Here is a 23,099-nt window from a genome sequence, read left to right as displayed (position 1 = left end):
GGGTCAGCCGCGGCGGCGGCGGGCCTGCCAGATCGCGCCGACACCGAGCGCGGCGACGGCGGCGACCCCCGCGACGACGCCGACGGACGGCCCGCTCGACCCCGACCCGGACGACTTCGCGGACGGTGCGGTCGTCTCCGACGCCTTCCCGGCGACCTGCTCGCCGCAGCCGGTCCGCGGATGGCCGGAGATGGCGCGCAGCGGCGCGCTGCTGTCGTAGCGCAGCGGCTTGGCGACGGCGGCGAGCGCGTCGGCGCTCGTGGCGTCCTCGCCGACCCGCGCGCACGCGGTGCGCGGCTTCGGCGGCGTCTCGCCGGACGGCGCGCGTCCTGCGCGGTGCCGGGTCGATGACGAGCGCGACCCGCTTCGTGCCGTCGCTTCGCGGGGGTGTCCGCGCGGTGGCGGCGAAGTCGGCGGCGCCGCGCGGCTGCGTGGCGTCCTTCGAGTCGGCGCTCACCGCGAGCCGGAACCCCTGCACGGCGCCGTCGTCCGGCTTGGTCTGCGAGGGCCCGGTCGACGCGTACGTCCACTGCGCCGCCGTCCCGCTCCCAGAACGACCGAGTACCGGTACCCGGCGGCGCTGGGCCGGGGCGACGGCAGCCGCGCCGAGCAGCACGGCGAGCGCGCCGGCCAGTGCGAGCGCGCAGACCCCGGTACCGGCGGGTCGGGCCGTCACGACTGCTTCTTCTTGCGGCCGCTGAGCATGATGCCGACACCGACGGCCGCGATGAACTTTATGACGCCGACGATCCACCACGACGCGCCGCTGCCGTCGTCGTCCTTCTTCTTGTGTCCTCGTCCGCGTCGCCGGCCGAGGCGCGGCGCGAGCTGCGGGGCCCGTCCTGTTCAGGGCCTTCACGAGTCGGTGCCGCCGAAGTCACGCGGGTCGTTGCCGGTCGCGTGCGCGGCGAAGACCAGCTGGGCGTATGAGCGGCGGGACCGCTCTGCTCGGCCCACGCCTGCGCGTTCTTCTCCAGCCGAGGCGTACGGGTCCTTCGTGTGCTTGAGTGCCCTCGGCGGCCGCGACGGCGGTGACCGCGTCCGCGTGTGTTGCCGTAGTCGGGCTGGTCCTCGGCGCCGGCCAGCTGGGACTTCAGGTACGGTGGGTGGAGAGCTGGTTCTGCAGGTAGACGGCGCCGTTGTGCGCGAGGCCCTCGGCGCTCTTGCCGTCGTCTCGCACGTGTACGCGTCCGCCTCGCGCCTTGCCGGAGCGCAGAGACCGGCGGTGCCGAGCGCGCCGAGGACGCCGGCGGCCGTGGCGTCGGCGTTCGCGGTGAGCTCGCCTTCTTGTCGGGCTGGTAGGCGAGGGCGCCACCGCTCTTGCCCTCGGAGCAGGGAGCGCGAGGGCGGCGAGCGCGTCGACGCCGGACTTACCGGGCCCGACGTCACGTCGGCGGGCTCTCGCCGGCGGCGGCGAGCGCCCCCAGCACGACGGAGGTGGAGTTGGCGTCGCTGGCGCCGCCGGGGTTGTATCCCCAGCCGCCGTCCGCGTTCTGGTTGCTTCTTCAGCCAGGCGACGCCCTTGGCGACCTCGCCGTCCCGGCCGCCGACCGCGACGAGGGCCTGCACGGCGGCGGCCGTGCTGTTGCTGTCGACGACGGTCTTCTTGTCGCAGGCCTTGCCCGGCTCGGCACGGAACGCGGCGAAGCCGCCGTCCTCGCACTGCTGCCCGGCCAGCCAGTCCACGGCCTTCCCGGCGGGCTTCACACCCACCGTGTCCTGCGCCACGAAGGCCAGGGACTGCCGCCACACGCCGTCGTACGTCGGGTCGGACGTGCCGTACAGGCCGCTCGGCACGACGACCTAGGGGAGGGAGAGGCGCTGTCCGCGGCGGCGACCGGTGCGGCGGCGGCGCCGATCACGACGGTCGCGGCGACGAGCGCGGCGCTGCGGCGAGATGTTCATGGTGGGGCGGGTGCCTCTCCCTGCGGGGAGCCGGGCGGCACGGCACGCTCAGGCACCGGGCGGCTCCGGTTCCGTATGCCTCGACGGTCCTGAGCCGATCGCTGACGCGGGTGAGAGCAGTCCGGCTGTGACGGTTGCGGGTCAGCGCGGACTTCCACCGGCTTCCCCTCACGAGCGCATTATGACGACCAGCCCACTGTACCGGCCGCCCCACCCGCCTCCCCAGGGGAACGCCCCAGGGCTCCGCCCCGGCCCCCGCTCTCAATCGCCGGAGGGGCTTGAGGGTGGCCGGCGTCCGTGGCCGCCCCAGGGCGCGGGGAACTGCGCGACCAGCCACGACGGAGCTGCACTGGCCGACGTATCCTGACCGGCAACGGTGCCGAGGCCCAGGGCTCCGCCGGACCCGCTCCTCAATCGCCGGAGGGCTTGAGGGTGGCCGGCGTCCGTGGCCGCCCCAGGGGCGCGGGGAACTGCGCGACCAGCCACGACGAGCCGCACCCGCCGACGCATCCCCGACCTGCAGCGGCGCCGAGGCCGACGAGAGCCGCACTCGCCGACGCGTCAGAGACCCGCAACCGCGCCGAGGCCTACCGGATGTCGACGGGACCGTCGTCCTCGCCCGCTCGCCGCCCACCCACGTACCGCTCGACGGCGGAGCCGGCGTCCCCGTTCTCGCCGCCCAGGTTCTTGCGGACCGAGTCCAGGATCGTGAGGCCCTGGCCGACCAGACCGGCGGCGATCTCGCCGAGCCACGTCCGCCCCGTTCAGCACGTTCACGTTGGCCCCGGCCAGCCCCGCCGACGCCTCCTTCACGATCTGCGGCAGCTGGTCGATGAGGCATCCGGTCCAGCGCGACCCGGTCGTACGACGCCGCCGCCTCCGCCTGGATCTTCATCCGCTCGGCCTCGGCCAGCGCCAGCACCCGGATCCGCTCGGCGTCCGCCTGGGCCGGCTTCACGATCTCCGCCACCGGCTGCTTCTCCGCAACTCGGCCTGCCGCAAAGCGAGTTCCGTCTGGGCGGCGAGCACCTCCTGCTGGGCGTGCGCCTGGGCGAGCGAGCGCCGGCCTGCGCGGCCTGCGCCTTGGCCCGGTCGGTCTCGAAGAAGCGTTGTACTCGGCCTGCACCACCGCGGTCTGCCGCGCGCGTACTCGGCCTGCTGCGCGCCGCCGCCGCCTGCTCGGCCTCCGTCGCCGCCTGGGTGGCCCGCGCCTGGAGCGATCTGCGCCTGCCGCTGGATGGCGGCCTTGTGCGGCCGGGACATCGCCTCGATGTATCCGGTGTTGCCGTCGTCGATGGACTGGATCTGCAGCGAGTCGACGTGCAGCCCGATCTTCGCCATCTCGGCCTTCGACGTGTCGAGGACCTCCGTCGCCAGCTTCTGCCGCTCGGTGACGATCTCCTCGACCGTCATCGAGCCGATGATCGACCGCAGGTGTCCGGCGAAGATCCGCCCGGTGAGCACGGACATCTGCTCCTGGTCGGACAGGAACCGCTGCCCGGCGTTCACGATCGACTCGTGGTCGTTGCCGACCTTGAACGCGATGACGGCCCGTACCGTCAGGGCGATGCCCTGCCGGGTGACGCACTTCTCGACGACCTCCGACTCGCTCATCGCGAGCGACAGGAAGCGGTCTTGCGGAACACGGGCAGCACGAACTTCCGTGATCGGTGACGACGCGGAACGGCGCTCCCAAGTCCCCGCCTGCGCCCGAGATCAGCATCGCCTCGTCGGGTGCGAACGCGATATCCGAACATCCCTGGTGTCTCCTTAGCGGGCGCCGTCCTCGTCACCGGCGAGCAGGGATCGGCCCAGGCCGTGACTCACGACCTGCCGGCTCCCGCAGGGACTCGATCACGAGCACGGTGGAGCCCCGTTCCAGGGGTTCGTCGGAGTACGCGAGAAAGGTCTCGGTCCGCCCTGACCCGTACCAGCACCTCACCCGGACCACCGGCCCCACGCGTGCCGACGACCAGCTTCCCCGTACAGCCGACACAGCCTCGTCCGGCGCCATCGGCGGCCGCCCGCTGTCGTTCCGGCTCGTGAGAGCCCTGAGAGCCCAGACCATACGCCTGCGCCGACACCCGGACCATCTACGCTCGGCAAAGATCCGCCGCCGTGCCGAAGGGATCGCACGGGCCGCCACGGCCCGCGCCCCGACCGCCTGCCGTACGGCCCCGACGGACTCCCGGCCTTCGCGAACCGGCCGCCCGTCCCCGCCGTCCCGCTCAGGAGACCGCCGCGTACGTCACCGGATCGCTGCCGGTCACCGCCTCCGCCCGCCCCGACTTCACCAGCCTGCGCAGATGAGGCCTCCGCCTCGGAGACCGCGATGTTCCGGAGCCGTAGGGGATGTCGGCCCAGGGGCGGTTCCACTCCATCCGTTCCGCGAGCTGCCAGGGCGTGAGGGCGTCGCCAGCAGGCGAGCAGATCGGTGAGGCGGACTCGTGGTGGTCGAGCACGACTCCTGTACGCGGGCCGGGGCGTCGGTGAAGGTGTGCGCTGGTGGGCTGGGAGGACCTCGGCGCGAGACGCTGCCGGCGCGCTCCAGGGAGTCGAGGCGAGTCGCCGAGCGGATCGGTGACGGTGGCGTCGTCGGGGTCCTCGTACAGGAGCCGATGTGCGGCTGATGCCGGCGGACGTGGTCGCCGCTGAACAGCCGTCCGTTGCCCGGGAGTTGGGCGAGTGGTCCTCTTCGAGGTGGAGGCAGACGTGGCCGTGTGGCGGGCGTCGAGATCGCGCGCAGCTGCGGCCCGGCAGATCGAGCAGGTCGCCGGGGGTGATGTGCGGTCGGCAGCGCGCGCGAGGCCGACCAGACGGCGCGCAGGCGGCCCGCGTCTACGGGCGGCTGAGCAGCGGCAGGCGACGTGCAATCACGTCGTCGGGGCGCCGAAGCCGCCGTCGGCTTCACCGCCGCCATGTAGGCGTACCGGCGGGCGGGGCGTTCTCCGGGTGCGCCGCACCGCCGCGGCGATGCGGCCTCGTGCATCGCGATCCACGCGCGGACGCCTCCGCACCTTCGCCGACAGGCCGTGGTGGTCCGGTGTGATGGGTGATCAGGACGCGCCCGTGAGGTCGGTGGCTCGAGGTGCCGCGCGCGGTCAGGCGCCGCGGCGAGGGCGTCCCAGGACGTCGGGTCGTCCCAGCCGGTGTCGACGACGGCACGGGGCGCGTCGGTGTCGAGGAGGTAGACCAGGTGCTTACCCGAGGGGGTTGTCGGGGATCGAGCACGCGGATGCTCCGCACGCCGCCGCCGCGATCGGATTTCACCTGCGTCGCCTCTGTCGCCTTCTGCCATATCGGGCCGCCTCTCGATCGCCAAGGCACCTGGACGCCTGGACGCCTGACGTCGCGCGCCGAACTCGTCACTGTAATGGAACTTGTAGAACTGTTTCAATGGTCGCCCGGGCCGACCGTCTGTCCGGTCCAGGTAGATCTCCCGTCGGCGTCGCGAGGAGCGCCATGCGCCGGCGCGTCGAGACCGAGCGCGCGGGCGCCGCCGCCGACGCGTGGTGGTCCGGAGTGGATGTGCGCGGTGAGCTCCCTCGTCCCGTGCCCGGCCCGCCTACCGTGCCGCTGCCGAGCGCCGCCTCCCGCGCGACGCACGATGCGGCCCTGCCAGGCGACACGACCCAGGCGGCCTCGGCCGTGCGCCCCGCCGTGACCGTGGCGCTGCACGTACCCGGCCAGCGGGCCTGCGCGTCCCCTGCGTCCTCCGTGTGGCCACGCGCACCACGCTGAGCCGGTCGGTGCCGTCGGGCGGGCCTCGCCACCTGCCGGGCGTGCAACCGGACCCTGCAGCGCCGCGGCGGTCGGGGCTCGCCGCCGGTGAAGGCGTAGAGCGCGGGGTCGGCGAGAAGCACGGCCGCCAGCGCGTCGGCGTGCGCGACCTCCAGCGTGCAGCTGAGGGTCAGGCGCTCGGTGCGGATCGGCCCGGGAATCATCCCGCACCCTATGCCGCGCCCGTCGCCTTCCGCATCGACCGAGACTGGTATCAGTCTGCGACACCGTCAGAAACCGTACGCAGGACGCCTCACGGAAGCGGAAGTCCTACCATGCCCGAGCTCTTCGTGGAACACGGACATTAGCTGTTCATCGGCGGGAGATGGCGATCCCACTCGGCAAGGACGTCATCGAGGCCGTCTCGCACACCGGCGAGAAGTCTTCGGGCGGGTGCCGCACGCCGCGCCCGCCGGCAGTCGGCGGCCGTCGCCGTGGCCCGCCGCGCCTTCGACGACGGGCTCCCTGGCCGCGGACGACCCTCGAGCGAGCGGATCTGCCGTCGTCGCGGATCAAGGACGCCAGCCGCCGCCGCCGCGAGAGCGTCGCCAGGATACATGCTCTGCAGGAGAGCGGCTCCGCGTACTCCTGGTCCGTCCTCGCCCAGGCGCTCGGCGCGATGATGGTCTGGGACTCGGCGATCAGCGTCGCCCGCGACTTCACGTCAGCGGGAGACGCGCGACGGCGCCCTCGGCAAGCTGCTCGTGCGCCGCGAACCGGTCGGCGTCGTCGCGGCCGTGGTGCCCTGGAACGTCCCGCAGCCTGTCGCCGCCGCCACGCTCGCGCCCGCGCTGCTTGCCGGCTGCACCTGTCGTCGCAAGCCGTCGCCCGAGTCGCACGGCGCGTGCCTCTCCTCGGCGAGATCGCCCAGGAGGCCGGGCTGCCGGAGGGCGTGCTCTCCATCCTCCCCGCCGACCGCGAGGTCAGCGAGTACCTGGTCGGGCACCCGGGCATCGACAAGATCTCCTTCACCGGCTCCGTCGGCGCGGGCAAGCGCGTCATGGAGGTGGCGGCCCGCAACCTCACGCGCGTGACCCTGAGCTGGGCGGCAAGTCGGCGGCCGTCGTGCTGCCGGACGCGGACGCCGAGTCGACCGTCGCGGGCGACGTCCCGGCCGCCTGGATGAACAACGGCCAGGCCTGCGTCGCCCAGACCCGCATCCTGCTGCCCCGCTCCCGCTACGACGAGCTCGCCGAGGCGATGTCACGCGGCCGCCTCCGCCCTCGTCGTCGGTCGACGCTCAGACGGGCCCGCCACCCAGGTCGGCCCGCTCGTCGCCCGGCGCCAGCAGCAGCGCAACCTCGACTACATCCGCATCGGCCGGAGGAGAGGCGCCAAGACGTCGCTGCAGCTCGGCGGCGGCGTGCCGAAGGGGTCTGCAGCAGCGCGCTGCGTACGTCGAGAACCGGCGCTGTTCGGCGGCGTCACCAACAGCATGCGGATCGCCCGCGAGAGAGATCTTCGCGCCCGGTCGATCTGCCTGCTCCGTACGGGGACGAGACCGAGGCCCTGAAGGTATCGCCAACGACTCCGACCACGGGCTCAGCGGCAGCGTCTGGACCTCCGACGTCGCGCACGGCATCGGCGTCGCGCGGCAGAGCGCACCGGCACCTACAACGTGAACACCTTCAGCCTCGACATGCTCGGCCCCTTCGGCGGCTACAAGAGCAGCGGCGTGGCCGGGAGTTCGGGCGAGAAGCTCGGCGCGTACCTGGAGCACAAGATGATCCACCTGCCGGCCGGTTGGAGGCTGAGCATGGGGACGGTGGCGCGTGAGGTCGACCGGAGCGATGTGCACATCGGTCGAGAGCATGCGCGTGAACACGCGCCGGTGCGTTCCGCCTCGACTCGGCGGCAGTCCCACCCGGACAGAGCGGACGTCGCGCGCAGGCTGAGAAGTTCTCGCGGCGGCGGAGGGTGTCCCGTCGAGCGATCACGCTGGCGCTGGCGGCCGATTCGAGGTCGTCTTCCGCCGGAGATTGACGCACACGCTGCGACGGTGCGCGCGCTCTCGGGAGCTCCGCCCCGGGCCCCGCTCCTCAATCGCCGGAGGGCTCTCTTTGCCGATTCGGGGAGCTGTGAGGAGTCGATCAGAGCGGCAGACCGTTTCGATGTCGATCTTTAGCCTGTGCGATCGATGCCGGCCCGAGAGCGGTGATCGAGGGCCGAGTGCCCGGGTGTGCTCGATGACCCGGACGCATGGAGAGCCGCTCGGGCGTCGGCGTCCAGTTCCATCGCGTCCAGGATGATCGCCGTCGTCCGCCGGGAGAGCCTGGTCGACCTCGGGCTGACGCTGCGGTCCGCGAACGTCAGGGCGCGCACCGTCGCGATCCGCGAGGTGCGGCTCGCGCTGCAGGGCGCGGAAGGCGCGCGTCAGCTGAACTCGGCGACCTTTCGCCCGGCGAGGCGGCGGACGGCGGGCGCTTGCGGACCGTGGTGTGCATGTAGCTGGAGCTGGTCCTGCATGGTGGCGACCAGCAGGTGCACCTTGCTCGGGAAATAGCGGTACAGCGTGCCGAGGGCGACCTGGGACGACTCCGCGATCTCTCCCGCATCTGCACCGCGTCGAAGCCGCCGCGCGCCGCCAGCTGGGCGCTCGCGTGCAGGATCCGCGGCGCCTGGCCTCCTGCCGCTCCGTGAGCGCGTGTCGAGGGCGGAGGAGTTTCTCGCGTCCGGAGCAGTCATCTGTTCGCTTCCGTGTCCCGTCGTCCCAGCCGTGGCGTGAATCACCTGATCCACCTGTCACAGGCTGGCTACCTGCCGGTAGATTCGATCCTCATTGAACGATCAAGTCTGAAGCTTGTTCTAGATTAGCGTCCCCACGTGGTGTCCACGGGCAGCAGGGGTCATGTCCACGGGCAAGCAGGAGAGAAGGTGGCCTGGAGTGACCGCGGAGTCGTTGCGCATCGCTCTCCTCACGTACAGAGGGCAACCCGTTCTGCGGTGGCCAAAGGCGTGTACGTACGGCACCTCTCCCGTGAGCTGGCCCGTCTCGGGCACCGCGTGGAGTCACTCGGCGCCCAGCGCCGTACCCCGTGCTCGACGAGGGCGAGGAGCTGGCGGGCTCTCGCTCACCGAGCTGCCCAGCCTCGACCTGTACCGCAGCCACCCGACCCCTTCGCACGCCGAAGCGCGACGAGTACCGCGACTGGATCGACGCGCTGGAAGTCGGGACGATGTGGACCGGCGGATTCGGAGCCGCTGACGCCTTCTCGCTGCGCGCCCGCCGCCATCTGCGCGCCCGGCGCGGCCCGGTTCGACGTCGTGCACGACAACCAGACGCTCGGGTACGGGCTGTTGGGCGGCTCGCGACGCCCTGGGCGCGCCCCTCGTCACCACCATCCACCACCCCATCACGGTGGACCGGCAGCTGAGCTGGACGCCGCCGAGAGCTGGCAGCAGCGGATGTCCAAGCGCCGCTGGTACGCGTTCACGCGGATGCAGAAGCGCGTCGCGCGCCGGCTGCCGTCCGTGCTCACGCGTCTCCGGCACCTCGCGCGACGAGATCGCCGACCACCTCGGAGTGCGCCGGGACCGGATCAGCGTCGTCCACGTCGGCGCCGACACGCGATCTCTTCTCGCCGGATCCCGCCGTGGCGGAGGTGCCCGGCCGGATCGTGACGACCTCCAGCGCCGACGTCCTCAAGGGACTCGTCTTCCTCGTCGAGGCGCTCGCCGGGTGCGGGCCGAGCACCCGGACGCGCACCTCGTCGTCGTCGGCAAGCGCGCCGAGGACGGCCCGGTCAGCCGCGGCCATCGAGCGGTAGCGGCGCCTGGAAGGCGCCATCCGGTCTCGTCAGGGCATCACCGACCAGGAGCTCGTCGACCTGGTGCGGTCCGCGCAGGTCGCGTGCGTGCCCTCCCTCTACGAAGGCTTCTCGCTGCCCGCCGCGAGGCCATGGCCACCGGCACCCCGCTCGTCGCCACCACCGGCGGCGACGATCCCGAGGTCGCCGGGCCGGACGGGGAGACCTGCCTGGCCGTGCCGACCGGTGACGCGGGCGCCCTCGCCGCGGGCCTGAGAGCGGCTCCTCGCGGCGCGAGCTGCGGGCCGGACTCGGCGCCGCGGGCCGCGCCCGGGTCCTGGAGCGCTTCATCGTGGGCGCGCGCCGCCCGGGGAGCACCGCCGAGCTGTACCGCGCGGCCATGGACGTCGCGCCGCGGCGCTCCGCCGCCCCCACCTCACGTACGACCTCACCAGGAAAGCCGCTCAGGAAAGCAGGGCCACGCGCGGACCGTCGACTTCACCCGCTTCCGCTCGCCGCGGGCGACCGCGTACTCGATCTCGGGTGCGGGGCCGGACGGCACGCCTTCGAGTGCTACCGGCGCGGGGCGCAGGTCGTCGCGCTCGACCAGAACGCCGAGGAGATCGCCGGGTCGCCAGTGGTTCGCCGCCATGAAGGAGGCCGGCGAGGCCCCCGCAGGGCGCCACCGCGACGGCCATGGAGGGCGACGCGCTCCAACTCCCCTTCCCCGACGAGTCGTTCGACGTCGTCATCATCAGTGAGGTGATGGAGCACATCCCCGACGACAAGGGTGTGCTCGCCGAGATGGTGCGCGTCCTCAAGCCGGGCGGCCGCATCGCCGCTGTCACCGTCCCGCGCTACGGACCCGAGAAGGTCTGCTGGGCGCTCTCCGACGCGTACCACGAGGTCGAGGGCGGCCACATCCACGCATCTAGCAAGGCCGATGAGCTGCTCGGCCGGATGCGCGAGGCGGCCTCAAGCCGTACGGCACCCACCGCGCCCACGCGCTGCACTCGCCGTACTGGTGGCTCAAGTGCGCGTTCGGCGTCGACAACGACAAGGCGCTGCCGGTCAAGGCGTACCACAAGCTCCTGGTCTGGGACATCATGAAGAAGCCCGCCCTGACCCGGGTCGCCGAGCAGCTGCTCAACCCGGTCGTCGGCAAGAGCTTCGTCGCGTACGCCACGAAGCCGCACCTGCCGCACCTGCCGAACCAGCCGAAGAAGCGATGCCAGCGGGCGCTGCGTGAGCAGTCCGGAGCGGACCGAACTCCTCGTCCTCCCAGGCGTCCTGACGGCCGATCAGGCCGCACAGACGATTCGCGGGCTGCTCGCCGTGCAGCGCTCCGGCGGAGCCATACCCTGGTTCCGCGGCCACCACCTCGACCCGTGGGACCACACCGAGGCCGCGATGGCGCTCGACGTGGCCGGCGAGCACGAGGCCGCCGAGCGCGCCTACGACTGGCTCGGCCGGCACCAGAACGACGACGGGTCCTGGTACGCCGCCTACCAGGACGGCGACGCCGGCGACGTCACGGACCGCGGCCGCGAGTCCAACTTCGTCGCGTACGTCGCCGTGGGCGTCTGGCACCACTACTGTCGACGGGGGACGAGGCGTTCCTCGACCGGATGTGGCCGACGGTGCGGTCGGCCGTCGAGTGGGTGCTCGCTGCAGCAGCCCGGCGGCCAGATCGGCTGGAAGCGCGAGGCGGACGGGACGCGTCGACGACGCGCTGCGCTGACCGGCAGTTCGTCGATCCACCACGCGCTGGGCTGCGCACTCGCCATCGCCGACGCGGTCGAATCCCGCAGCGACTGGGAGTTGGCGCTCGGCGCGCGTGGGCACGCCATCCGGCGCCACCCCGAGCGGTTCCTCGACAAGAACCGCCACTACTGATGGACTGGTACTACGGTGCTCGGCGGCGCGCTGCGCGGCGCCGGGGCGAGGACCGGATCGAGGCCGACTGGGAGAAGTTCTCGTCGTGCGGGCTCAGGGGTGCGCTGTGTCGTGCACCCAACCCGTGGGTGACGAGGCGGCGAGAGCGCCGACTCGCCCTCGCCCTCTGGGCGATGGGCGAGTCCGGCCGTGCCCTCACGATCCTCCAGGACATCCAGCACCTGAGGGATCGCGGACCGGCCTCTACTGGACCGGCTACGTCTTCGAGGACCGGGCCGTGTGGCCCGAGGAACTCACGACGTGGACCGCGGATCGGTGCTGCTCGCCGTGGCGGCGCTGGGCGGGGACGACGCGACGTGCCGGAGTGTTCGGCGGAGCTGCTCCCGTCCGGCGTCGAACCGGATTGCTGCGTGTAGCTCCGCTCGGTTGCGGGAGAGAGCTTCTCGCCGAGTGGGGCCTGGCTCGTCAGTACCTGCGCATCCTGTTCGCCACGGCGTGCCCGACGAACAGGTAGAGCGACGGCCGCGAGCGCCGTAGCCGGCGACCACCCGCGCCCACGCCTCGTCGGACGTGAAGAGGTCGTGGGACCAGCCGGCCAGCCAGCTCGCCGCGTCGTGGACGAACTGCACGAGGTCGTTGCCCCGGTTCGCGTCCAGTAGGTACATCAGGATCCACAGTCCGAGGATCACGGCCAGGACGTCCGCGACGATCATGATGACGCGGGCTGCTTCGTTGGTGCCTCTGTAGTGCCGGTTCGGAGACATGTATTTCGGTTGTCCCGGATTTCGCCGGGAAACACGGACGGGCTCGCCCGGGTGGCGCAGCGCCCGACCTCAGGGTGACGCGTGCGGAAGTGCAGCCCCAGCCGCCCCGGAGGTACCCGTGGTGACCCAGTTTCGCCCAGCCCGTACGCCGCATGGTCGTGGCCGTCCTCCTGTGCGGCGCCCTGCTCAGCCGGAACCACGGCGTGCGGCGGAGACGACAGCGACGCGGCCGCCAGCCCGACGGCGACCAGCTCCGCCGAGCGGCAGAAGTTCGCGGAGACCCGGTTCGTCGGGCGAACGCCGGGCTCGCGGCCGGGGACCAGCTACCAGTGGATCAGTGAAGCCGTGGCGCGCGGGCAAGTTCAAGAACGGCGCCGACGGCCGTGAAAGTTCGCCCTGATCAAGGCCGGTGTCGCGGGCGCCTTCACGTACAGCCGGCTGAAGGCCGCCGTAGAAGAACGCCGAGGGCGACCCGACGCTCTCCAAGGCGGTCGCACCGCTCGCGGCCGGCATCGAGTCCCTGAAGGACCTGCCGAGCAAGCTGCGCAAGGGCGACGGCGTCGACTCGGTCTCCTCGTCGTTCGACGACATCATCAACAACGTCAAGGACGCGCCGGGAAGAGCGCCGGTGCCACAGTGACGGACAAGGTGCCGTCGGCACTCCCAACTCGCCGGCTCCTGAGGGGAGTTGACGGGAGTTGACCTCCCGTCTCGTGACGGGTGGTTCGCCTGGAGTTCGCCGCTCCGCCGCACGCCGTTCGCTGTGGTCCCTGATGATCCTGCCCCCGGGAGAGGCAGGAGAGTCCGGTGGCCGACCACGGCACAGCACCGCCCATCACCGTCACGGAGCCCCGGCTCGCCACGCGGCGCGCGCGGGGGCGGCGACGTCACCCGTGGCACATCCTGGTAGCCACGCCGCTGGCCGTCGCCGGCCTCGTCGCGCTCACCGTCACGGGCAACGCGCTGCGGCCCTTCGACCGCATCGACGTCATCGAGGCCAAGATGGCCTCAAGTCGGACTACTTCAAGGACCCCGAGGTCCAGCGCCTGCTGCTGAAGCACGGCATCGCGTCGACATCCACCGGCTCGCTCGCGCGGCATCGCCGAGCAGTCCTTCGAGGGCATGGACGTGGTGTTCCCGTCGGGGCAGCCGGCGGCGAGAGCTGGTCATGGCCCGCGAGGCTCGCTCGATGCGCACGGCCCGGCCGTTCGTGACCCCGCTCGTGCTCGGACGTTCGGGACTACGCCCAGACCCTCGTGCGCGCCGGGGTCGCGACCCCGCAGAAGGCGCCGGGCGGTGGCCCACCCTCTACTACGACCTGCGCATGGACGCGTTCCTCGAACGGATCGAGGCCCGCAGGACCTGGAACGACATCGGCTACGACGAGGTGGCCCGCGGCCGCAGCAGCAGCGGCCGCGTCCTGGTGCGCACCTCCAGCGTCTGCGAGTCCAACTCGGCGGGCACCTACCTCAGCCTCGTCGCCTTCGTCCGCAACGGGAACCAGGCCCCCGGCACCCAGCCCCGCACCCGCCCCGAGGCGGCCGGTGACCCGGTCCTCGCCGTCGCCGACGACATCAAGCCCTCATCAACCTCCAGGGCATGGCCGCGGACGAGCAGGCCGACAGCTACTTCTCGGACGAGGGCGAGAACATCGCGCCGGTCTCCCTCATCTACGAGCACCAGTACCTGGCCCACCAGGTCTCCCACCAGCGCCGGCACCACGAGCAGGACACCAGCCGGGTGCTGCTCTACCACCCACGCCGCAGGCCCTCACCGAGCCCGAGCTGATCGCGATCGACGACAGGGGAACGAGCTCACCGACCTCATGGAGAGCGACCCCGAACTGCGCCGACGGGCCATCGAGCTGGGCTTCCGGGTCCGCTTCTCCGGCGAGACGGGCACCAGCGGGCAGCTCAACGACTACCTGCGCTCGCGCGGCATCACAGGTCCCCACGCCGAATCCCGACCGGACCAAGGTCGACGCCCCCGCACCTGGACGACCTGGAGCGCATCATCAACCGGGTCGGCAACTGCCCGCCCGTACCGAAGGAAGCGCAGCAGGAGACGCAGAAGTGAGCGGGACGCGGCCGCCGCGAGGGGCAGGAACGGCCCGCTCGCCGTCTGCATGCTCCTCCTGGCGTGCGCGGTACTGGCGGCGGGCGGCTGCTCCGGCGGCCCGGACAAGGTGACCCTGAGGGTCCTGGCCGGGCCCGAACTCGCCGATGTGCGGCCCCTGTTGAAGGATCTCGCGCACGACACCGGTGTCACCCTCGACATCGACTACACCGCCACCCCCGACCTCACCGACCGTGCCTCCTACGATCTGGCGTGGCCCGCCTCCGACCGCTCCTTCCTGCTCGCCCGCCAGGCGGCCCGGCAGGGCGGGGCCCGCCCCGAGTCCACCACGATCATGCGCTCGCCGGTCGTCGTCGGAGTCGACGCCGACGCGGCCCGCAGGCTGCGGGCCCGCACCGGCGGCGGCCGCCGACCTGGGCCGACCTCGCCGACGCCGCCGCCGACGGCGCGCTCCGCTTCGGGATGCCGGACCCCCGGCGCAGCGACACCGGCCGCGCCGCCCTCGTCGGCGTCGCCACCGCGGCGGCCGGCACCGGCGAGCGCCCTGCGCGTCCAGGACGTGTCCTGCGACCGGCTGCGCGGGTTCAAGTCGGGCCAGGTGATGACGGGACCCACGACCGCCGACCTGATCGACGCCTACGTCCGTCGGCCCGACCGCGCCGACGCGCTCATCGCCCACGAGAACGAACTGCTCGCCCTCAACGCCGCGGGCCGCCTCGCACACCCGCTGACCATCGTCCGGCCCGAGGACGGCACGGTCCTGTCCGACTTCCCGCTGCTGCTGCTCGACCCGGCCCGGCACGACGCCTACCGCAAGGTCGTCGACTGGCTGCTCGGCGCCGACGTGCAGCAGCGGCTGATGCGGACCACGTGGCGCCGCCCGGCCGGCCAGGACCTGCCGCGGGTGCGCGAGCTGAGGGCGCCGATCGGCAACGCCCTGTCCTACCCCGACCGGCGTTCCGTCGTCGACCGGCTGCTCGCGGACTACGGCGACCCGGCCCGCGGCGCCACCTCCGACCACATCGTCTTCCTGCTGGACTTCTCCACGTCCATGCGGGGCACGCGGATCGCCGCGCTGCGCTCCGCGTTCGCCGGACTCAGCGGCGCCGACCGGACGGCCTCGGGCAAGTTCGCCCGCTTCTACCGGGGCGAGCGGATCACGGTGGTGCGGTTCGGCGGCACGGTGCTCGACGAGCGCACGGTCACGGTCCGCGGGCGGCGGGACCTGGACGCGCTCGACTCCCTCGTGGCGCGCGGCGACTTCGCGAACGCCACGGCCGTCTGGTCGGCCCTGGACCACGGCCGCGCCGTCGCGGCCCGCTCCCTCGCCGAGGACCCCGGCCGTCCCGTCGCGATCGTCCTGATGACGGACGGCGCCAGCAACGCGGGCATCAGCTATGCCGAGTTCACGGCCCGCGCCGCCGGGCAGCCCCGGACCCCGACGTACCCGGTCCCGATCGGCGAGGCCGACACGGCTGCACTGCGCCGCGCGGCCCTGGGACACCGGCGGCCGCACCGTCGCCGCCGCCCCGTCCTCCTCCCTCTCCGACGCCTTCAAGGAGATCCGTGGGTGTCTTTGACCGTACGTGGTGGAGCCTGTGGCTCTGGCCCGAGATGGCCCTGTGGTGCGTGACCGCCGCGCTCTGCCTGGTCGTCGTCCGGTACGCGGCGGCCCGCGCGCTCGGCGCGCGCCGCGGCCAGGGCCCCGAACCGGGGCACCATCCCCGGCCTGTGCTTCTACCTCCACGAGCAGCGCATCATGAACCTCTACAAGTCCAGCGGCTTCCTGGCGGCCATGGAACAGGAGGTCGCCGAGTCGACGAAGACCAGTCGTCGGCATCGGCGCCAAGGCCAGAGTCCCCGGTCGTGGAGGGCCCAGTTGGATGGCTCAACGACGCGGGAGACGCTCACCACGTATCTGAAGGAGATCACGCCCATCACGGTCATCCGGCTGCTGATGGACACCCTCCGCAAGGAGGACAACGTCGTCGACGTGGACCTGACCACCGGCCGGCTGACCCCACCCGGCGCCTCGCGCACGTGCTCACCGAGGACGCCGAGGACGCCGAGGAGGGGCAGGCGGGCGCCGGGTCGCCGGTTCCCCTGTCCAGGGTGACCACCGAGTTCGTCTCGAGTCACGGGCCGCTTCACCGCCACCGAGACGCCCGACCACGACGTCATCCTGTACGCCCCGTACGGCGGCCGGGACTCCGGCGCCAAGGTCAAGAGTCACCTGTTTCAAGGAGGGCATCGCCGAGGAGCTGAAGAACGAGGACTACTACACGGGCGAGTTCCGGGCGCGCTGCCTCGGCAAGGTACGCGCCTGGAACCCGGCGGCGGGCGAGCTCACGCTGGACGCGGTGGCCATATTCCGCTGAGACGGGCGGCCCGGCTCACGCGTTGAGCCCGGCCAGCACCTTGAGGGTGTGGGGGTCGGGCGACAGGACCAGCAGGTCCGTCACCGGCCCCTGCGCCACAGGTCGAGGCGCTCGGCGATCCGCTGCCGCGGGCCGACGAGCGAGATCTCGTCGGCGAACGCGTCCGGCACGGCGAGCACCGCCTCCTCGCGCGCCCCTCGGCGAACAGCGCTCCTGGATGTGCCGCGCCTCGGCCTCGTACCCCATCCGTGCCATCAGGTCGGCGTGGAAGTTGCGGGTCGCGTGTCCCATGCCGCCGATGTAGAAGCCGAGCATCGCCTTGACGGGCAGCAGCCCCTCGGCGACGTCGTCGCAGACCTTGGCACGGGCCATCGGCGCGATCATGAAATCGTCGCGAAGATCGGTGAGGGACGCCTCGTAGACGTCGGTCCGGGTCGGCGACCAGTACAGCGGCAGCCAGCCGTCGGCGATCCGCGTGGTCTGCGCGATGTTCTTCGGGCCCTCGGCGCCGAGCAGCAGCGGCAGATCGGCGCGCAGCGGTGGGTGATCGGCTTCAGCGCCTTGCCGAGCCCGGTCCGTCCTCGCCCCGGTACGGATGGGAGTGGAACCGGCCCTCGACCTCCACCGGCCCCTCGCGCCGCAGCACCTGCCGCACGACGTCGACGTACTCGCGGGTGGCCGTCAGCGGCGACTTCGGGAACGGCCGCCCGTACCAGCCCTCGACGACCTGCGGCCCGGGCACAGGCCGAGCCCGAGCATCATCCGCCCGCCCGACAGATGGTCGAGGGTGAGCGCGTGCATGGCGGTCGTGGTGGGGAGCAGGGCGGCCATCTGCGCGATGGCGGTGCCCAGCCGGATCCGGGACGTGTGCGCGGCGAACCAGGTGAGCGGGGTGAACGCGTCGCTGCCCCACGATTCCGCGGTCAGACCGAGTCGTAGCCCAACTCCTCCGCGTCGCGCACCAGTTGGAGGTGGTCCGGGTTCGCCGCGCAGTAGCCGAGTGCGACTTCCTAGCCGCATGCGCGCCCTCCAGGTCAACTGACGGTGCGTCAGGTCTGTTTCTCCGAGGGACTGCACGCGAAAGCGCCCCTCGCCCGGAAGACGGGCGAGGGGCCTCTGCGGCTCGGCGGGCGCGTCAGCCGCGCTGGATGCCGGTGGTGTCCTGAGGACGCCGCGACGGCCGCCCTGCGTCTGGCGACCAGGCCGGGACCGCGCTGCTCGACGGCCAAGTACCAGGTGCCGGGCGCCAGTTCGGCGATCGGCGACGGCGAGCCGTCCTCCGCGTACAGCGGGCGCGGCACCGGCACGGCGAACCAGAACGGCGAGAAGTCCGCCGCACCCGGCTGCCCGCCCTGCGACGGCTGCCGCGGCGCCGGAGCGGCGCCCTGCTGCGGCTGACCGCCGTAGGGCTGGCCCGGGCCGGGCTGGCCGGGCTGGGCACCGTACGGCTGGCCGGGGCCGGGCTGCTGGGCGCCCGGGTACCCGTAACCACCCTGCGGCTGCCCGCCGTACGGCTGCGGCTGCTGCGGACGCGGCGCACCGACGAGGGCCCGCCTTGAGGGCGGGGACCAGGGGGGTGGCGACGGCCGCGGCGGCCATGACCAGCGTGGCGATGAGGGCGAGGATGAGGCCGATGCCGGCGTCGACACCGGAGTCGCTCGAACCGCCGAGGTTGTTGACGCCGCTGAACGGGTCGAAGATGTTGGCGAGCGCGCCCCACGCGGCGAACACCGTGGCGGCGACGCCGAACTGGCCGAGGTCGAGACCGGCGACCTTGCGCGGCTGCGGCAGACCGCGGGCCACCACGATGAGGACGGCTCCGATGATCCCCGAGAGGACGACGCTCATCAGGATCGGGCCGCTTTCCCACGCGTTCGGGAAGTCGACGCTGTCCGGAGCGTCGTCGGCGGAGTAGATATCGAGGAACGAGGCGATGAACAGCAACACCGCTGCTCCGATCACCACGCCGTCGCCTCGAGTGAGGGAGCGGATATTCACTTCAGGTCCTTCTCAGTCGTCTCGTCTTCGGAGGAGGCGGCGCCAAGCACGGGGTGGCCCTCATCGTACGGAGGACACTATCGTCCGCCGACTGGAGGTGTCTGCCGAGATCCATAGCGTGACGGTCACCCGCGCAGGAAACTCACGATTCCCTCAGACAGGCCCTGAGCCGCCTTCTGCCGCCAGGAGCCGGAGGTCAGCCGGCCCGCGTCCTGGGAGTCCCGCATGTTGCCACATTCGACGAAGACCTTGGGAACCTTCGACAGATTGAGTCCGCCCAGAGTCACTACGGGTGTCCAGGCCGGTGCCGCCGCCGATGTAGTTCTGACGGGGGCTGCCCGTGACCTGGAGGAACTTGCCCGCGACCCGCTCGCCGAGAGTCGCGCGAGGAGGCGACGATCGGACGGGTGTCCGCGGCGCCCGCGTGCACGGATGCGGGAAGGATCACATGGAAGCCGCGGTTGCCCGCGGCGGAACCGTCCGCGTGGACCGAGACCACGGCATCGGCCTCGGCGCTGTTGCCGATCCGCCCGCTCGTCGACGCAGGGGCCCCAGGCCCGGTCACCGTTCTGCGTCAACTGCACGGTGGCGCCCTGCTGTTCGAGGATGACCTTCATGCGGCGTGCCACGTCCAGAGTGAACTGGGCTTCCGTGTAACCGGCGTTGGTGGACGTCCCGGTGGTGTCGCACTCGTGGAGCCGTTGCCCACGTTCACGCTGCGATTGATATCGGCCGGGTGCCGAAAGTTACCCGGATTGTGACCCGGGTCGATGACGACGACCTTGCCCGCGAGCGGTCCCTGAGCCGCCCCCGCGGGCTTCGACGACTTCTTCGGCGCGGACTTCGACGGCGAGACGCGGACGACTTCGGCGCGCGCGGCGACGCGCTCGGCTCCTTCGCGTCCGACGGCGACGGCCGACGCCGCCGACGACGTCGACGACTGACCGGGGGCCGAGCAGCACCTTCGGCGGTTCGCTCTCGGCCGGACCGCTCACGACCTGCCAGATCAGCCACGCGGCGAGCGCTCGTCGGGACGAGCGCGGCGAGGCGATCAGCATCGGCCGCCAGTTCAGACGGACGTGCGGAGTTCGCGAGGTTGTTGTAGTAGTCATCAAAGCCATCGGGATCCGGACCGTCGTACGACACCAGGCGAGCCTAACCGCGCCCTCAGATCCCCGCGCCCGTTCGGCGCAGGACGCGCAACGAGTCGCACACCGAGACCTCGGTGAACGCCCCGGACGCGAGTGCCCGCTGGTACACGCGGTACGGGGCCTGTCCCGTCCACTCGTCGTACGCTTGACGGGGAACACGTCGTGGATGAGGAGCAGCCCGCCGTCGGCGACGTGCGGGGCCCAGCCCTCGTAGTCGGCGGTGGCGTGCTCGTCGGTGTGGCCGCCGTCGATGAAGACGAGGCCGAGCCTGCCGCCCCACACCTTGGCGACCTGCGGGGACCTTCCGACCAGTGCCACCGCGTGGTCCTCCAGGCCCGCCGCGTGCAGCGTGCAGCCGGAAGGTGGGCAGTGTGTCCATGCGCCCGACGGCCGGGTCGACGGTCTCCGGGTCGTGGAAGTCCCAGCCCGGCTGCTCGCTCCTCGCTGCCCCGGTGGTGGTCCACGGTCAGGGCCGTGACCCCGGCGGCCCGGGCGGCGTCGGCGAGCAGGATCGTCGAGCGGCCGCGGTACGTGCCGACCTCCAGGAGTGGCAGCCCGAGCGCCGCGGCCTCGACCGCGGCGGCGTACAGCGCGAGGCCCTCGCCGAGGGGCATGAACCCTTGGCGTTCTCGAAGGCGGCGAGGACGTCGGCGGCGGGACGGGCGCTGGTCGTGGTCATGCCCACATGCTGCCGTACGCCGCCGGCCGGCCGCTCAGCAGCCCTGCCACAGCCGGGCGTCATCACCCGCGCGAAGCGCAGCCCTCCAGCGGGACCCGCTCGTCGACGCCGTGGAAGAGGCGCCCGTAGTCGAGGTCGGCCGGCAGCTTCAGGCCCTTGAAGCCGAAGCAGCGGATGCCCAGCTTAGGTGAAGGCCTTGGCGTCGGTGCCGCCCGGGTTGCAGTACGGGACCGGTGGCCGTCCGGGTCCTCGGCGCGCACCGCGTCGCACATGGCGTCGACGAGCGGGCCGTCGAACGTCGTCTCCATGGCGATGTCGTGGTTGACCCACGCGCGGGAGACATGGACGGGAGGAGCAACGCGTCGATGGTGTCGACGAGTTCCTGCTCGTGGCCGGGCAGGAAGCGGCCGTCGACGCGGGCCGTCGCCTTCCCGGGATCACGTTCGTCTGGTAGCCGGCCGTGAACATGGTCGGGTTCGCGGAGTTGCGGAGCACCACCTGCATGAAGTCGGCGACGTGACCCAGCTAGCCAGTTCGGCGTCAGGTCCTCCGCCTCGAAGTCGAGCTTCACGCCCTTGAGGTCGGCGGCCTCCTGGAGCAGGGCGCGCACCGGCTCGATGAGACGGACGGGGAACGTGTGGCGGCCGATGCGGGTGAGGACTCGGCGAGGTCCGTGACGGCGTTCTCGTCGTTCGGCGACGATCCGTGCCCGGCCCGGCCGTTCGCGGTCAGCTCCATCAGGCCATGCCGCGCTGCGCGTTCTCGATCGGGTAGAGGCGCCGGGTGTCGTCGAGCGCGTACGAGAAGCCGCCGCCCTCGCCGATCGCCTCGGTGACGCCCTCGAACAGGTCGGGCCGGTGCTCGACGAGCCAGGCGCGCCGAACTTGCCCCTGCTTCCTCGTCCGCGAGGAACGCGAGCGCAGGTCGCGGACGGCTTCGTGCCCGTCCGCGCGAAGTGCCGGGCGGTCGCCAGCATCACGGCGACCGTGTCCTTCATGTCGATGGCGCCGCGGCCCACAGGAGTAGCCGTCGCGGATATCGCCGGAGAACGGCGGCACCTGCCACTCGGCCGCGTCGGCCGGGACGACGTCAGGTGACCGTGGACGAGCGGGCGCACCAGCGCGAGCGGTCGGCGCCCTCGATACGGGCGATGACGCGCTGGCCCGAGCCGGGCGCGCTCTCGACGAACTCGGACGCGATGCCGGCCTCGGCCAGCCGGCCCTCGACCCAGCGGCGCAGGCCGCTCGTCGCTCGTCGGGTTCGACGTGTCGAAGCGGATCAGCTCGGCGCGCAGAGCTCGACGACCTCGCGCTGGGCGTCCTCGGAAGCAAGGGTGGTCGTGCACCGCTCCTACGGGGGTCTGCTCGGCGGCGGCGGGGAGCGCGTCCTCGTCGTCCGCCAGGGTGGTGGTGCCGTACACGTCCTGACCCAGCCGAGCAGGCCGAGCACGGTAGCCAAGAGGACGGACGCGGTGGCGAGGGAGTTCAGGGCCGGGATGCCTGCCGTCGTAGAACTTGCCGACGCAGAAGGCCGCGGCCCAGATGACGACGGGGACATCGGCACCCGGAGTGGAGGCGTATGGTGGGCGGCGTGCCCGCCTCCGGGTCGTCGATCGAGCGGCTTGCGCATCCGGCGCGCACCGCGGTACTCGGCGGCGACGACGATGCCGCCGGTGGGCGGGATATGGCCACGCCGAGGACCGTCAGGAAGTCGGTGAAGTGGGTCATGATGCCGACCGCCGACAGGACGGTGCCCGCGATGCCGAGGGCGATGGTGACGGCGCCGCGCGCAGGCGCTTCTTGAAGACTGGCCTGGAAGAAGTTGACGACGCCGAGCGAGGAGCCGTACAGGTTCCAGTCGTTGATCTTCGCGGTCGACATCAGGACGAGCAGAGGACGCCGAAGACGCCGGACGTGGAGAGCACGATCTGCGAGACCTCGGTGCTCTTGACTTCATGTGGCCGAGGAGCACGCCGGTCGGCCGACGATCGCCGCTCGGAGAGGATCGCCGAGGACGCGCGTCTCTGCGGGAAGACGTGGCTGCCCTTCTTGTTGTCGCGGGTCATCTCCGGGGCGACGATCGCGCCCGTCATGCAGCCGCCCGCGATGGCGGTCGCGGCGACCGAGAGCGGGATATGGCCTGGCCGGGCGGCGGGAGCAGATCGAGGTCGCCGAGCGAGTGCTCACGCCGAGCGCGTCGATCACGGACCAGAGCGACCATCGCGAAGAGAGGGGCGTCACGATCTTCGCTGAGATCGCCATGTAGCGCGAGCCGAAGATGACCAGGACCGTGATGGCCAGGCCCGCGACGACGCACGCAGCCCGGTACGACAGGGCCGCCGACTGAGCGACGAGACGCTGTTGCCGAAGATCGTGTTCTGTACGCCGAACCAGCCCACCAGGCTGACCGCGATGACGAAGCTGACGAGCGCCGAGCCGTTGCGCCCGAAGCCGACCCAGCGGGTCAGCAGCGGCGTCGCGAGCCCCTCGCGCATGCCCGCCATGCCGATCAGGAAGATCACGACTTCGAGGATGACCGCGCCCAGTGTGAGAGGCGAGGAAGGCGTCGCCGAAGGTCATGCCGACGCCGATGGTGGCGCCCAGCGTGAAAGCTGCGAGATGGACCCCGACTGGGCGAGCCACTGGAGCAGCATCGTCCAGAAGCCGAGCCGCTTGTCCCGGACTCTGGACGGCGCGTGGTCGTCGCTGCCCACGTTCTTCTGCTGT

Annotated in this window: 5 protein-coding genes and 17 pseudogenes; 9 read left to right on the top strand and 13 right to left on the bottom strand. The window is 72.0% G+C overall.

Going from position 1 to position 23,099, the window contains the following annotated elements:
- Window positions 1-3: 3 nt before the first annotated feature.
- The 4 pseudogenes from RBJ77_RS26830 to RBJ77_RS26815 all read right to left on the bottom strand — a co-directional run bounded on the left by RBJ77_RS26830 (window position 4) and on the right by RBJ77_RS26815 (window position 5,175).
- Window positions 4-676 (bottom strand): annotated as a pseudogene (locus RBJ77_RS26830) (SCO2322 family protein).
- Window positions 677-1,385: 709 nt separating this feature from the next.
- Window positions 1,386-1,457 (bottom strand): annotated as a pseudogene (locus tag RBJ77_RS26825) (hypothetical protein); the annotation flags it as partial.
- A 1,035-nt stretch (window positions 1,458-2,492) separates the two neighbouring features.
- Window positions 2,493-3,662 (bottom strand): annotated as a pseudogene (locus tag RBJ77_RS26820) (SPFH domain-containing protein).
- Window positions 3,663-4,133: 471 nt separating this feature from the next.
- Window positions 4,134-5,175 (bottom strand): annotated as a pseudogene (locus RBJ77_RS26815) (MBL fold metallo-hydrolase).
- Window positions 5,176-5,960: 785 nt separating this feature from the next.
- On the opposite strand from RBJ77_RS26815, the pseudogene RBJ77_RS26810 reads away from it, so the two are divergent.
- A pseudogene (locus RBJ77_RS26810) lies at window positions 5,961-7,432 on the top strand (aldehyde dehydrogenase family protein); the annotation flags it as partial.
- 186 nt (window positions 7,433-7,618) lie between these two features.
- Here RBJ77_RS26810 and RBJ77_RS26805 read toward each other — a convergent pair.
- Both RBJ77_RS26805 and RBJ77_RS26800 read right to left on the bottom strand, forming a co-directional pair.
- A pseudogene (locus RBJ77_RS26805) lies at window positions 7,619-8,431 on the bottom strand (TetR family transcriptional regulator).
- 729 nt (window positions 8,432-9,160) lie between these two features.
- Entirely contained in the window at window positions 9,161-9,472 is a 312-nt protein-coding gene (locus RBJ77_RS26800; RefSeq protein WP_372347368.1) for a hypothetical protein, read from the bottom strand.
- Here RBJ77_RS26800 and RBJ77_RS26795 point away from each other — a divergent pair.
- From RBJ77_RS26795 to RBJ77_RS26785, 3 pseudogenes are all read left to right on the top strand, one after another.
- Window positions 9,365-9,649 (top strand): annotated as a pseudogene (locus tag RBJ77_RS26795) (glycosyltransferase family 1 protein); the annotation flags it as partial. The gene RBJ77_RS26800 and the pseudogene RBJ77_RS26795 sit on opposite strands and share 108 nt — an antisense overlap.
- A 270-nt stretch (window positions 9,650-9,919) precedes the next feature.
- Window positions 9,920-10,633: pseudogene (locus tag RBJ77_RS26790) on the top strand (class I SAM-dependent methyltransferase); the annotation flags it as partial.
- A 43-nt stretch (window positions 10,634-10,676) separates the two neighbouring features.
- Window positions 10,677-11,743 (top strand): annotated as a pseudogene (locus tag RBJ77_RS26785) (prenyltransferase).
- A gap of 49 nt (window positions 11,744-11,792) precedes the next feature.
- Here the strand turns inward: RBJ77_RS26785 and RBJ77_RS26780 are convergent.
- Window positions 11,793-12,091: pseudogene (locus RBJ77_RS26780) on the bottom strand (hypothetical protein).
- Between the two features lie 152 nt (window positions 12,092-12,243).
- Here RBJ77_RS26780 and RBJ77_RS26775 point away from each other — a divergent pair.
- From RBJ77_RS26775 to RBJ77_RS26755, 5 genes and pseudogenes are all read left to right on the top strand, one after another.
- Window positions 12,244-12,793: pseudogene (locus tag RBJ77_RS26775) on the top strand (hypothetical protein).
- 105 nt (window positions 12,794-12,898) lie between these two features.
- Window positions 12,899-13,147 carry a hypothetical protein gene (locus RBJ77_RS26770; RefSeq protein WP_372347367.1) on the top strand — a complete coding sequence of 83 codons (249 nt, stop codon included), beginning with the start codon at window positions 12,899-12,901 and terminating at the stop codon, window positions 13,145-13,147.
- Window positions 13,148-13,690: 543 nt separating this feature from the next.
- Window positions 13,691-13,879: a hypothetical protein gene (locus tag RBJ77_RS26765; RefSeq protein WP_372347366.1), complete on the top strand. Its 189-nt coding sequence runs from the start codon at window positions 13,691-13,693 to the stop codon at window positions 13,877-13,879.
- A 37-nt stretch (window positions 13,880-13,916) separates the two neighbouring features.
- The gene (locus RBJ77_RS26760; protein WP_372347365.1) at window positions 13,917-15,800 is read left to right on the top strand and encodes a VWA domain-containing protein; all 1,884 of its coding nucleotides are present in this window, start codon (window positions 13,917-13,919) and stop codon (window positions 15,798-15,800) included.
- 126 nt (window positions 15,801-15,926) lie between these two features.
- Window positions 15,927-16,283: a hypothetical protein gene (locus tag RBJ77_RS26755; RefSeq protein ID WP_372347364.1), complete on the top strand. Its 357-nt coding sequence runs from the start codon at window positions 15,927-15,929 to the stop codon at window positions 16,281-16,283.
- Between the two features lie 277 nt (window positions 16,284-16,560).
- Here the strand turns inward: RBJ77_RS26755 and RBJ77_RS26750 are convergent.
- The 6 pseudogenes from RBJ77_RS26750 to RBJ77_RS26725 form a co-directional block, all read right to left on the bottom strand.
- Window positions 16,561-17,565 (bottom strand): annotated as a pseudogene (locus RBJ77_RS26750) (LLM class F420-dependent oxidoreductase).
- Between the two features lie 115 nt (window positions 17,566-17,680).
- Window positions 17,681-18,543 (bottom strand): annotated as a pseudogene (locus tag RBJ77_RS26745) (DUF5336 domain-containing protein).
- A 125-nt stretch (window positions 18,544-18,668) separates the two neighbouring features.
- Window positions 18,669-19,360: pseudogene (locus RBJ77_RS26740) on the bottom strand (N-acetylmuramoyl-L-alanine amidase); the annotation flags it as partial.
- 350 nt (window positions 19,361-19,710) lie between these two features.
- Window positions 19,711-20,373, bottom strand: a pseudogene (locus tag RBJ77_RS26735) (class I SAM-dependent methyltransferase).
- Between the two features lie 34 nt (window positions 20,374-20,407).
- Window positions 20,408-21,702 (bottom strand): annotated as a pseudogene (locus tag RBJ77_RS26730) (M20/M25/M40 family metallo-hydrolase); the annotation flags it as partial.
- Window positions 21,703-21,718: 16 nt separating this feature from the next.
- A pseudogene (locus RBJ77_RS26725) lies at window positions 21,719-23,086 on the bottom strand (cytosine permease); the annotation flags it as partial.
- Window positions 23,087-23,099: the final 13 nt, after the last annotated feature.

This window comes from Streptomyces sp. KL116D (assembly GCF_030766975.1).
Lineage (GTDB): Bacteria > Actinomycetota > Actinomycetes > Streptomycetales > Streptomycetaceae > Streptomyces > Streptomyces longispororuber_A.
The sequence above is the reverse complement of the archived record's forward strand: the minus strand, read 5'-3'. Positions and strand labels throughout refer to the sequence as shown.